Annotated in this window: 9 protein-coding genes; all 9 read left to right on the top strand. The window is 61.5% G+C overall.

Annotated features, from left to right (window positions below; genetic code table 11):
• Positions 1 to 861, top strand: an 861-nt coding sequence (locus tag KA419_20520; protein ID MBP7868319.1) for a DUF4143 domain-containing protein, incomplete at its 5' end; no start/stop codon positions are given.
• Positions 852 to 1,601: a hypothetical protein gene (locus KA419_20515; protein ID MBP7868318.1), complete on the top strand. Its 750-nt coding sequence runs from the start codon at positions 852 to 854 to the stop codon at positions 1,599 to 1,601. The genes KA419_20520 and KA419_20515, both read left to right, overlap by 10 nt.
• Before the next feature lie 515 nt (positions 1,602 to 2,116).
• Positions 2,117 to 3,691: a hypothetical protein gene (locus KA419_20510; protein ID MBP7868317.1), complete on the top strand. Its 1,575-nt coding sequence runs from the start codon at positions 2,117 to 2,119 to the stop codon at positions 3,689 to 3,691.
• 424 nt (positions 3,692 to 4,115) lie between these two features.
• Positions 4,116 to 6,872, top strand: a complete 2,757-nt coding sequence (locus KA419_20505) for a HEAT repeat domain-containing protein (protein MBP7868316.1) — start codon at positions 4,116 to 4,118, stop codon at positions 6,870 to 6,872.
• Positions 6,862 to 8,520: an SWIM zinc finger family protein gene (locus KA419_20500; protein ID MBP7868315.1), complete on the top strand. Its 1,659-nt coding sequence runs from the start codon at positions 6,862 to 6,864 to the stop codon at positions 8,518 to 8,520. The genes KA419_20505 and KA419_20500 overlap by 11 nt, the downstream gene beginning before the upstream one ends.
• Positions 8,521 to 8,881: 361 nt before the next feature.
• Positions 8,882 to 10,456, top strand: coding sequence for an RNA-directed DNA polymerase (locus KA419_20495; GenBank protein ID MBP7868314.1), 1,575 nt, complete (start codon positions 8,882 to 8,884; stop codon positions 10,454 to 10,456).
• A 117-nt stretch (positions 10,457 to 10,573) separates the two neighbouring features.
• Entirely contained in the window at positions 10,574 to 10,723 is a 150-nt protein-coding gene (locus KA419_20490) for a hypothetical protein (protein MBP7868313.1), read from the top strand.
• Entirely contained in the window at positions 10,675 to 11,130 is a 456-nt protein-coding gene (locus KA419_20485) for a M24 family metallopeptidase (GenBank protein ID MBP7868312.1), read from the top strand. Before KA419_20490 ends, KA419_20485 begins: the two co-directional genes overlap by 49 nt.
• A 485-nt stretch (positions 11,131 to 11,615) precedes the next feature.
• On the top strand, positions 11,616 to 12,287 hold the full coding sequence (locus KA419_20480) for a formylglycine-generating enzyme family protein (protein ID MBP7868311.1): 672 nt from the start codon (positions 11,616 to 11,618) through the stop codon (positions 12,285 to 12,287).
• Positions 12,288 to 12,570 lie beyond the last annotated feature (283 nt).

Raw genomic sequence — 12,570 nt, 5'->3', positions numbered from 1 at the left:
CTCCCGGTGAGACGAGTTCCCTTCTCGCTCCTGCGAAATCCTCTCTCTCTGCCCGGCCGATTGAAAACCAGTCGCTGGCCTCACCCAAAACCGCTGTTTTTGGCCTCATCCCTGACCGGCGCGAACAGTTTTCCGACTTTTTACGGGACTGTCAAATTACTCGACCGGGAATCACATGGCGTTTTCTGCCTGACTGGCTCTTGGTTGGAAGGCGGCAACGATGTGGCCGGTCTTTCCAGCATCGTGTCACATATTATGCAATTCAGATTTTTGAGTTGTGTATTTCATATCGTGAACCTGGCCTCCCTTTCCGGCGACGTGGGGGTTTCGGCGACGACCCTCCGCAACTGGATCTCGGTCCTGAAGGCGTCGTACGTGGTGTTCGAGTTGCCCCCCTTCTTCGAGAACATCCGCCGCCGGATGGTCAAGTCCCCGAAGATCTACTTCACGGACGTCGGCCTGGCGGCCTTCCTGCTGGGGATTCACACGGCGGAGCAGGCGGCTCGGGACCCTTTGCGCGGCAACCTGTACGAGAACCTCGTGGTGGCCGACATCGTGAAGGGCGCCCTGAACCGGGGGACCCGGCCGGAGCTTTACTTCTTCAGGGATTCCAACGGCGCCGAGGTCGACCTGATCATCCGGGAGAGCGGGGCGCTGACGCCCGTCGAGATCAAGTCCGCCGCCACGTTCACCCCCGCCTTCGCCCGGGTGCTGGAGCGTTTCCCTTTGTTCGGCGCCCGGGGGAGCCGCCCCGGAGTGGTCCTTTACAACGGGGGGCAACGGTTCGAGGTTCGGGGAATCCGCGCCTTCAACCCGCTTGAAGCCGACGACCTCTGGGCGGAGCTGACGATATGCCGCTGATGTTCTATCTACTGGTTGGGTTGGGGTTGGTCCTGGCCGCTGCAGCTCTCCTTCTCAGGCACCCGGCACGCGGAGAGCGCAAGGGCATAGAAACAACTGGGGATCGCTTACTGGCCCACTCCTTGGATCGCTGTGACTACCGGCTGTTTGTCGGAGTCCCTCCAGCGGACCCCGAGGGTTGGGGCGAGGTCGATCGGATTGATGGGCCCCGGATATTCCTGCGGGATCAAACTGTCCTCAAACTCAACGAGGTCACCGCATACTTTGTTGCCTACCCGGGCGGGCAGCTCGTCGATTGCCGCAATATCGACCATCTGCCGTTGCCTCGATGGGTCAGGTTTCCGGAAAGATCCTGCTCGCCCGACCAGGACATCCTGACCCTGGACGACCTCAAGGCAGGGAAAGCTCATGCCAGCGTGAGTTTCGGTCAGAGCACCTCCCGGCCGGGCTCTCGCCATCACTATTCGACCACGGTGACCAACATCTCCGGAGAGCGGATCCGGGTACGCCGGTTTGGAGCCTTCAAGCCGGCCGGGGACGGTTTCCGGCTGAGCACGATCACCTCCAGGTTTTTCAGTGCGGAGGACTTTCGCGAGTGGTACACGCAGAAAACGGAGTGGCTGGAACCGGGCGCCTCCGTCACCGACCCGAACAACTATGGTTTCCCCCCGGTTCTGTGGGCATACCATTGCGAAAACGAAGAGGGTGAGGTGTTCATCGCCGGCGGAATGGTCGAGTGACCCGACGCCGCTCCCCGGTGACACAACCCGGGAGGCGACCGAAATCGATTCGATCTTGAATGCTGCCGGGCAACTGTTTACAATTCCCCTGGTATGGTGACGGAATCCAGACAAGCGGAATGACCATGACGGTTCGCCCCGCCCGGGAACCTCATGCGCATGGAGGGTGAGTTGACACCGGACTTCCACCAAAAAATTATATACAATCCCTTTTATATTTTAGGCTTAAGATCGGACAGCACGAAGGCCGAGGTCGAACAGCGAGCCCGATGGTTACTGGACAGGTTGGCGGAGTGTCCCGGGCAGGAGGAGACCTATACCACGCCGCTCGGTCGTTTCCCGTTGACCCGAAGCCGGGTGGATGAAGCTCTCCATGAGCTGGAGCAACCCAGCCGGCGGCTGATGCATGAAGTCTGGGCCCACCTGGAACCGGGGCCGGAGGATCCGCCTTCCCCCCGTGTTCCGGAACCCAACCGGCAGCCTTTCGATTGGTCCCGGTTGCGTCGACTGGTCGGATGGTGAAGGCCATGAGCGTATCCGGCCTCATCATCCTGATCGTCTGGCTTCTCATCTGGCTGTCGCGCAAACAGGAAACGACCCCGGAAACGGTGGCTCCCCAACGGCTCAAATCCCCGATCATGGTTTGGTTGAGCGAGGACATCCGGTGGGGAGCCCTGCTCAGGCTCTTCCTCTTCCCGCTGGCGTTGACGTTTTCGTGGTGGGTGGCATCGGGGGAATGGCAGTGGTTGCCGGGCGTGGTAATCCTGCTCCCCTTCCTGCTTCCCGGCTGGTTCGCCCGAAAGGTGGCGGGACCGCTGCGCTGCCCGCGGTTGGCTTACCGCATGGCCGGCCAGGCGTGGTGGAAATGGCGCTGCGACATGGCGGGAGGCGCCGCGCTGGAAATGGCCCGAACCGAATGCAGGAGAACGTCACACTCCGCCCACACCTTATTGAGCTTGGAATATGCCGCACACAGTGGGGAATTGCCTTCCGAGCATCAACGGGCGGCAATGTCGCGGGAGGGGGCCCGATTCCCGGAGACACGGTTGCGGGGAGGATCGCTGGCCGCCCTGGCCCTGCTTGCCGAGATGAGGGGAAATCGCGATGAGGCCCGTCGGTTGATGGAAGGGGTGCTGCGGCTTCCCTCGACGGTAACTCCGCCCGAGGCGCGACGCTGCGCCCGGGAGTGGTTGGTGGTGGATGCCGCGTCACACTCGGAGTGGGAGCGGTTGTTCGACTTGGCCGCCGGGCGTCCCCGTTCGACCACGACGACGTTTATCGCCCTGGCGGCCCAAAGAATCCTTGGCCGGCGGGATGCCCCATCCACCCTCCGATTGCGCATCGGGTGGCTTCTGGCGCGTCGTCGCCTGAGCACTCGCCCGCTACTGGCCGAGGCACTCCGCCCTCCGTTTCATCAGCCACCGGAGAAGCAGGTGATCGACCGCTCTGCCCCACCCGGCGATCGCTTCTCGGTCGCGCTGCGGTTCCTGTTGGAAGCGACCGGCCCTTCAGCCGGGCCACTCCCCCATTCCCGGCTGGAGGAACTGGAGACAGCGTGGTCCCGCGTCTTCGCGGACCCCGATTTTGAACGGAAGATCTTTCAGCGGGCCCTGGCCCTCTATGCCCCCAACGGTCACCACATCCTGGCAAAGCTGAGAGAGGAGGTGACGGGGGTGATCCGGGAAAGCAAGGCCGCCCGCCGCGGGGACGGCAGGCCAGGAAAAGGCTTCCAGTTGACCGGTGGAGAACAACCCGTCCCCTCCCTGCCGGAGCTGCGAAATGCGCTGAACGGATTGAGGACACGGCTGCAGACGGATCATCTCAGGTCCACCCCGAAGGAGTATCTGGACTGGCTGACCATCCTGGAGTTGTACGAGGCTTTCAGGAAATCCCCGGACGACCCGGTCCGACGGCAGATGTACCCCTTCCTGCATCAACTGACAACGGACCTGGGCGCCACGTTCTTCAACATTCGAAAGCAGCACACCCTGGCCCATGCGATGTTCCGGTGGCTGCGGGAGGAATCCATGACCATGAAAAATCACGCCAATTTCGAACTGGACACCCGGAACGTCCGGTGCGGTTTTTAATTGCATTCTCTTTGGTCGCTTTCTATAATTCACTCGTCTCATCAACCGGATTAAACGCAGGTGATTGGGCTTGAAACTCATCCGTCAAACACGACTGGCTTTTCAGGAGGGAAATTCCGACAAGGTATACGAAGTCGATCTCTGTGAGGTGACGCCCGGGTGGTTCGTGGTCAATTTCCGTTACGGACGCCGGGGGGGGACCCTCAAGGACGGCTCGAAAACGGTCCTTCCGGTGCAGCAGCATCAGGCGGAAACGATTTTCGACGAACTGGTTTCCTCGAAAATGGCGAAAGGATACTGGGAAGCCGGTAAAGCCCGGCCGGCCCGGCCGTCGTCAGCCGGCCCGCCTGTTTCGACTTCTGCCAGGAATCGTCCGGACCAGGCCTTGCTCGAGGCTCTCCGCCAGGCAGTCCGGCTGCAAGGTGTGACCGACGACGGCCGTCCCCTGTCCCGCCTGCTCTGGCGCTGCGGAGAGAGGCGGCTTGCCGAGGCGCTCCCCAGCCTGCTCAAGCTCGACCGAAGCGGCCAGGCCATGACGGACTACTGCCTGGCCTGGGCCCTGGGCCGCTGTGGTGGGGAAGACTCGCTGCCCCTGCTGCAGAAACTGCGCGACGATCCGTCCGGGGACGAAAAAGTCAGGCGCATGGCACGGGAAGCCTACCGCGCCGCCTCTCCACCCGAGGCTCGACAGAGACTGGTGCTGGAAACCATCGGCCATCTGCCGGATCCCTTGCCGGCAGCGGCGACAAGCGGCTCGGCGGAAACGTTCCGGCAGGCCCTGTCCGACCGGTTTGGCGAGAATGCGCTGCCCCCTGGGCTGCTCGAGGACTTTTATACCATCGACACGGAAGCGGTCCGCCCGGCTCTGCTCGATCTCCTGCGCCGCGTGCCCCTGAGTTCCGGCTATTTCCGGCAACTTCGACACATTTTCAAGGCCGCTGAATTCCGGCTGGACGCCGAGGTGTTCGGACTCCTGGCTTACCGCTTCGAGAAAGAGAGCGCCACTGTCGGCCCGAGCACCGACCATGCGATGCTGGCCGGTAAATGGGTCAGTGTCCAGGACGAGATCCGGAAACCGGACTCCCGCCTGGCCTACACCCGCGCCACCCGGCACTACCTCCGCGGCCGGGTCTGGCGCACCCTGAGGCGGCTGGGCCTGTCCGGGGACACGGATTATGCCCGGATGGCCGTCGGGGTGCTGCTTCCCTTCAGCGACGCGGATGCCGTCAAGCCCTATCGGAAGGAGTTCTATGACTGGAAATCCAGGCAAACCCGGCAACTGGATTTCGATGGGTTCGCCCCTTACCATGCTTTCAACCATATCCTGTATGGGGCCGGCCGAAGCCATGAACAGAAGCGCTGGTTGTCGCCCTGGAACCTCCGGGGTGGTGCTCCGGTCAGCCCCGATGAAAGAGAGGAATCGTTCCCCGCGGTGTGGGACCAGGAACCCGGCGGCCTGTTCCACCTGCTCATGGCCAGCCGTTGCCTCCTGGTGCACGAATTTGCCGCCAGGGCTCTGCGTGCCAACCCGCGATACCTGGAAACACTGGAAACCCGGGCGCTTGTCCTGCTCCTGACCGCTCCCTACGCCTGTACCAACCAACTCGGCCTCGACTTGGCCCTGGCCCGACACAAAACATACGAACCTGATTTCGAGTTGGTCCTTGGCCTGCTGGCGAGCCCGCTCCCGGCCGCCCGCGAGACCGCCGCGAAGTGGGTCTCGTCCAACAGCGGGCCGTTCCTGGCCAACCTGGACTTCCTGGCCCGCCTGATGGCCAGTCCCCAGGAGAGCTCGCGCCGTCTGGCCCGGGACTGGATCGGCCGGTGCTCATTTTCCGCACCTCAAGCCAGCGAGCTCTGCCGGAGGCTGACGGCGGTGATCGCCGCTCAAACCGAACCAGTAACGGAAGGGGTGATCGAAGAGATCAGTGGCCTGCTCTTCCAATTGTTCCCCAGCCAACTGAGGACGCTGCCCCTGGAGGATCTCCTCGCCTTGCTCGATCACCCCCTCCCGCAAGCAGCCGTTTTCGCCAGCCAGGTCCTCCTTGGCCATCAGAGCCCGCCCGAAGATCTTCCGGAGAGCCTGCTCACGCGGCTCATCCGCTCTCCGCACGCCGCGGTGCGCTGTGCGGGGATTCGGCTCTTCGGCAGCCTGCCCCTGGAACTCCTGTTGCAGCGGGAATCCGTCATCCTGGAGTTTTGCCTGTCTCCGCTCGAGGACGTCCGGCAGGCCATTCGGCCCACTCTGGCCCGGTTGGCCGCGGGTTATCCCGAGTTCGGCCGACTCCTCGCCCAGACCCTGGCCCTTCACCTGCTCGGGAAGGAAACGGCGGAAGGTTTTCACCGCGACTTGGCCGGGATCCTCGAGAACGAATTGGCCGGCTCACTGGAAGACATTACGCGCGACACCACGGTCCGCCTGCTCCGTTCCAGCGAACCCTTCGCCCGGGAATTCGGTGGTTTCCTTTTGAACAACCTGTTCAGTGAGACCGCTTTTCCCGTGAGGGAAACCATCCGGTTCGCCAACCACGACACCCGGTCCGTCCGGGAGTTCGCCTGGCGCAAATGCCGGGAGAACCTGGCCGCCCTCAAGCGCGAGATGGGGCAGACCGTTCGCCTGCTGGACTCGAAGTGGGAGGATACCCGCGAGTTCGGTTTTACCTTCATCCGGGAAAACTTCGATCGTGACGACCTGCCCTCCGCTGCACTGGTCGCTCTTTGCGACAGCGTCCGGCCGGAGGTGCAGCGTTTCGGTTGCGAATTGATCACCTCCTTCCTGCAGCCGGAAGCCGGCCCGGACTACCTGTTGCGACTGAGCGAACACCCCTCGGCCAATCTTCAGCTCTTCGTCACCAACTACCTCGAGGGATATGCCTCCGGAAATCCCCGGCTCATCGCTGACCTGAGGGATTATTTCATCACGGTTCTCAGCCGGGTCAACACGGCCCGGGTGGCCAAGGGCCGGATCTATCATTTTCTGCAACAGGAAGCGCGGAAAGACCCGGAGACGGCGTGCACCGTTGCGGAGATCGCGGGGCGGGTCTCCGCCACCCGCGTGTCCCGGGAGAAGGCTCAGTGCCTGGCGATCCTGCGCGACATCCGGGAGGCTTTCCCGGACATCCCCCTGCCGCTCCGCATCCTGCCGTTCGAAACACGCCAGAGGCAATCCCATGGAGTTTAACTACCGCTATATGGGCAACACCCTGGTCGAGTCGACGGCGGAAACGACTGCCATGTCCTTCGCCCCGGACACGCTGCGGCCGCCGGTCTTTTTCTCCGGGGAGTTGGCCCGGGGGGTCCCGTTCCGTGAAGCCATCTCGGCCCTCAACAGCACCGTCATTTCGGATCTGCGGTTCAAACCGAAGGACAAGGAAGCCTACAAGGCCTGGGCGGCCGAGCGCGACCTGGGCGACCTGGCCAGGCTGCTGAAAGTAAAGGAAGGGACGGCCCAGCGCCTGCGCGAGGTCCAAACCGAGCTCACCGCGCTGAGGGCAAGCCGGGACAATCGGATGAGACCCTTCCTGGAGGCCCGCCGAAAGTATTTCGAGTACCTTTACCTGGCCAACCGTGATGCGTGGATCGTCCTGGACCCGGTCATCACGGTGCACCCGGACGAGGTTTTCTTCGAGTGTTTCTCCCGTGACGAGTCGGCGTACGGCCGACTGAGCTGCAGTTACGAGATTTTTCACCAACTGGGCGACCGGGCGTGCGGAACCACCAACATTGACTATTCTTCAGACCTTTACAATGAATTCCAGAAAATCCGGAGTTACAAGACCACTCGCCTGGAAGTCGATCCCGCCGGTTTCGGAGTTCAAACTGGAGCCGGCGATGAGTACCGGGAGGTGAAAATCGACCTGCCGGACAGCTGGGTGCGCGGTTTTTTGCAAGTCAGCGCCGCGATGTCGCTGCCGATGAAGCGGTTCCAACTGCACCCCATGGACCTTTACAACTTCTGCCAACTTCTCCGCCGGCACAAGGAGAGGACCGGTCCCCGTTCCATCCGGTTCCGCTTGACGCCGGGACACCCGGTCGTGGCGGTCTTCGAGCCCTGGAACTTCGAACTGAAATGCCCCCGTTCGTCCTACGAGGAGACGGAACCGGCCGAAATTCGCGTCTGGGGTCGTCGTCGCCTGCTGATCCTGGAGCGGTTGATCCCCCTCGCCCGAAACTTCACGGTCTATCTCGCCGGCACCGGATTGCCCTCGTTCTACGTGGCCGATCTGGGGGAGATGTCCTTCACCCTCGGTCTCTCCGGTTGGACCGCCAACGACTGGTCCAGAGCCGGTTTCTTCGACCTCCTGGCACCGGCCGACGATGTGGACGATTATTCCCGCCGCCAGGTTTTCGGAGAACTGCAGCAGAGCTGGTTTGCGGAGCCGACCGCGATGGCCCGGCAACTGGGCGTCGATCGCCGGATGATCATGGCCTCGCTCTTCACCTTCACCCAGGCCGGTCGCGCCATGTACGACCTGGCCAAAGGGGTCTTTCGGGTCCGGGAACTCCACCGGACCCCCCTGCCACTGGAGCAGTTCCGCTTCTCCAGCCCTCGGGAGGAAGAGGCCCACCGGCTCAATGCCAACCGGTGCGTGAGCGTGGAGCACTCCTCCACCGACCGGGAAGGGAACTTCCACCTGGACGGAACGGTCAAGGAGCGTTCCAAGACCTACAAGCCCCGGTTGATGCTCGACCGCGACGAGGCTTTGAAGAATGCCGACTGCACCTGCGGGTTCTTCGTCCAGAACAAGCTGTTCAAGGGGCCCTGCGCCCACATGCTGGCCTTGCGGATCGCCTTCGGCCAGAAGGTCAAGCGCTTCAAGACATGGTAGCGCCCCGGCGCTGCCTCGGAAAAACGGGCCCGGCGAAGTTTGCGTTTTTTTAAGTCAGGATGTGTTGTATGATGAGACCGAAAGCGATGGTGGCTCTTTTCCCTTGCAACCCGGGCGGTGGATCGCCGTCCATGTCCGCAGCTGAAGCACGCGTCACTGGCCAGCTCTTCACTTTGCGGGTCTCGCCACCGGTGGGCAATTACGGTGTGAATTCCGTGAATTTAATTCGCCCACCGGTGGCGGACCCGCTTCGAGTTGATCAGTCCAGTCCCGAGACGTTTCCGAAGGAACCCGACTGCCATCGCTTTCTTTTTTCCCCCCCCGCCCGCCCCTCTGACTCCACACATCAGGGAAACCGCCCATGAGCCGCCCCGCTGCGCCATCCCAACCGACCCGGGAGAATCTCTACCAGCGCATCCGCGAGACCTCCAAGGCGGAAGTGGTCCTGGAGGAGATGATCCGGCTCGGTTTCTGGCCGGCGGGAGAGGGCATTCCAAAGGGCCCGGAAGCGGAGGACCGACGGACCGGGGAACTCGAAAACGAACTGGCCGCCCTGCGCACGGAGATGAGCCGTCTGCAGAACGAAGCGGCCATGAGGCGGGCCCTGTACCAGAAACGGCTGGAGGAAGCGCGGCAGAAGCGGCAGGAAACCCGGCGCCGGCAGGAAGAGGCCCGCCGCGCTCGCGCCGCGGCGTGGAAACAAGCCAAGGAACGGGAGATTGGTTATCTGGGCGAGGGTATATCCGCCGGGTTGAACCATCAGCTCAGCGACGCCACCCGACTGGCGCAACACGGGTTACCGCTCCTGTCCACCGCCCTGGACGTCGCCTCCGCCATGGACATCTCCGTCGGCGAACTCCGTTTCCTGACCTTCGTTCGCCGGGTTTCGAAACACACCCACTACCGGCGTTTTTTCATCCCCAAGAAAACCGGGGGACAGCGGCTGATCTCCACCCCGATGCCACGGCTCAAGCAAGCCCAGTATTGGGTGCTGGGCAACATTCTCGAACGGATTCCGATTCATTCCTGCGCGCACGGTTTCGTCGCCAAGCACTCCATCGTGACCAACGCGTCGATGCACACCGGGACAGATGTGGTCGTCAACTGCGACCTGGAGAACTTCTTCCCCACCATCTCCTATCGAAGGGTTCGGGGACTGTTCCGCGCGCTGGGCTATTCCGAGCAGGTGGCCACGATCCTGGCCCTGCTCTGCACCGAACCGGAGGTGGACCGCGTCGAGTGCGACGGTGAAACGTATCACCTGTGCACCTCGGAGCGGCACCTGCCGCAGGGCGCCCCGAGCAGCCCGATGCTGACCAACATCCTGTGCCGCCGCCTGGACCGGCGCCTGTCCAACCTGGCCGAAACGCTGGGATTCTCGTACAGCCGCTATGCCGACGACCTCACCTTCTCCGGTTCCGGCGAAGCCAGAGGAAAGGTCGGCAAGCTCCTGCGGAAAACGGAAGGCATCGTCTCTCACGAGGGCTTCCGGATCAATCGGGACAAGACCCGGGTCCAGCGCCGGGGACGCCGACAGGAAGTCACGGGGATCGTGGTCAACGAGCGGCCGGCGGTCAACCGTGAGAACCTTCGCCGGATGCGGGCGGTCCTGTTCCGGCTGGAGAAGGATGGCCTGCGGGGCCAGCACTGGGGCCGCGGAGGGGAGGTGATTTCCGCGCTGGAGGGATACGCGCATTTCGTGGCCCAGGTCGACCCGGCCAAGGGGGGGCGGTTCCTGGAGCAACTCGTGGCGATCAAGGCCAAACTGGGTTGGCAACGGCCGAAACATCTCCGCCGGCCCAAAAGGACGCCAAGCTGGAAACGGTCAGCGACGGCCCCGGCGGCCACCCCGGCGGATGTGATGCCCGCCGTCGCGCAGCCGGCCAAACCCGAGCCCGCCACACCGCCGAAAAAACCCTGGTGGAAATTCTGGTAACCCGGCGTCTCCTGACGGCATGGACTTTTCGACCATTGAATTCCCGTCGTCTTTCCGGGCGTTTCGATTGAGTCCCCGTTTTGAATTCATTCTGATGCGATTGTCCAAGGAAACGGCATGAGCGTGATCTATTTGATCATCATCGTCATTGCCGTCTTGGCCTTGATCACGGCCTCGATTTGCCGTCGGGCCAGGGCTGAAGCCGTCGATTCAGTCGCTTGTTATTCCCGGTCGGCCGCCTCCGCCCGGCCCGCACCCGACTTCTGATAGCCACCCACCAGGCCCTCGTCCGTGCGGTGTCGGTCGTTCGGGATGGCGCCCGGGTCGCGGAAGTGAGCAACACGATCGCCCAGGCATTGAAAAGCGCCTCGTTGCAGCCGTCGGCAGACTTCGTGGGCTACCGCATCAGTACCGTCCCCAGGGATGTGCCCCGAATTCCCTGTGACGATCCTGGACCGGACGGGCATGTCGTCCTGCGGGAAGGCATGGTCCTCGCCGTCATTGTCCTGGCGCACGAGGGAAGTTCCACCCTCCGGGTGACACCGGACGGGTGGGGTGTGGTTTCCCTGGACAGTTCCGACTCCGCCCTCTTCAGCCACATGGTTCTCGTCCAGTCGGATGGCGGTCACGTCCTGACCGACAGCGCCCGCCTGCGCAGCCGCTTTGACAGATAAACCCTTGGGCTGCAACTTCATTGCATGGGTCGCCCGGAAACGTCACCCGTCGGGCCAGGATTTCGGGGGCGTGGCCGTGATCGACATTGAAATAGACAGTGGTTGGGCGGTATTTGGAGACTCAAACCAATACGTAATAACTTCCACTTACTGTGCATCTCCAAGATGGAGTGAATTTAAATTTTTCGGAATGGGATTTAGTAAAAACAAGAGCGGAAAATAGACAAATTGGGACATTCTTTATTATTGTATTTTTGATGAGTATAATTATGTTCTTCTATCATAAGTTCAATGATAGATCATTAAATCGTTGAACGCAATGTTATGGAAAGGAGGATAACGTGATGCCCTCCCGGGTGTTCCTGAAATTGTTGTTGTATTGCGTCTTTATCCCTCTTGTGCTGTCTTCATGCAATTGGGGGAAGTTCTTTTATGTCCCACGGGCCCCGCGGTTGCAATTCGTGAGCATCCCTCCGGGAAGTTTCATGATGGGAACAGACAGTGGGGCAGTATCGGAGACAAGGTTTCCGCTTCACCGTGTCACCCTGACGCGAGGATTCGAGATGATGTCGACGGAAGTGACGCAGGCACAATGGAACGCGGTCATGTATGAGAGCACGTCGACTGGAAAAGGGGACGATCTCCCCGTAGACAACCTTTCCTGGGACGAATGCCAGGCGTTCATCCGGAAATTGAACGAACTGGATCCGGGCAACGGGTATCGATTGCCGACCGAAGCGGAATGGGAATATGCCTGCCGGGCGGGAACCACAACCCGATTCTACTGGGGGGACACCTTGAACGGAGACTATTGCTGGTACAACGGCAATTCCGGGGGCAAAACCCACCCGGTGGGGCTGAAGCCGCCGAATGCCTGGGGACTCCATGACATGACCGGCAATGTATCCGAGTGGTGTGAGGACTTTGAAGGTGATTATCCATCCGGACCGGTCGTCGATCCGATGGGGCCGAGATCCGGCGACCGAAGGGTATTCCGGGGTGGTAATTGGGATACCAGGACAGAATTGGGCTTAAGTTCCTGGTACCGGGCCACTGCTCGACCCCAAAGAAAGTTCATCTATTTTGGTCTACGCTTGGTACGAGATGCAAAACCGCAAAAGGCCGGCCCGGTTGGCCACGTGTTTGAGGCCCAATGAAAACGCAGCTATGTTTTCATTGGGCCTACGAGCAGGGTGACGGAAACGATTCGTGTAAAATCCAGCCATACCTCGGCAAGTCATTGAATATAGAGCGGCAACAAATGTCATATATGTAACACGCTGACATTTTGCTCAATTTGCCGCAGAAGTTGGCGTAACCCTACAACGTCACTTGCGATAATTTGTCCAAGGTTTTCTTCCGATGCGAAAGGTATGAACGGTGGTTTCGCACCTGCACCCATTGAACCCAACGGAGTATCGTCCTGCATGTCCATTTCCT

The sequence above is a fragment of the Acidobacteriota bacterium genome, assembly GCA_018001935.1.
Lineage (GTDB): Bacteria > Acidobacteriota > JAAYUB01 > JAAYUB01 > JAAYUB01 > JAGNHB01.
This window is presented reverse-complemented; position numbering and strand designations above follow the sequence as displayed.

Coding starts and splice junctions, on each gene's coding strand:
- KA419_20515 (MBP7868318.1), top strand. CDS start 852: ATGCCGCTGATGTTCTATCTACTGGTTGGGTTGGGGTTGGTCCTGGCC.
- KA419_20510 (MBP7868317.1), top strand. CDS start 2,117: ATGGTGAAGGCCATGAGCGTATCCGGCCTCATCATCCTGATCGTCTGG.
- KA419_20500 (MBP7868315.1), top strand. CDS start 6,862: ATGGAGTTTAACTACCGCTATATGGGCAACACCCTGGTCGAGTCGACG.
- KA419_20495 (MBP7868314.1), top strand. CDS start 8,882: ATGAGCCGCCCCGCTGCGCCATCCCAACCGACCCGGGAGAATCTCTAC.
- KA419_20490 (MBP7868313.1), top strand. CDS start 10,574: ATGAGCGTGATCTATTTGATCATCATCGTCATTGCCGTCTTGGCCTTG.
- KA419_20480 (MBP7868311.1), top strand. CDS start 11,616: ATGATGGGAACAGACAGTGGGGCAGTATCGGAGACAAGGTTTCCGCTT.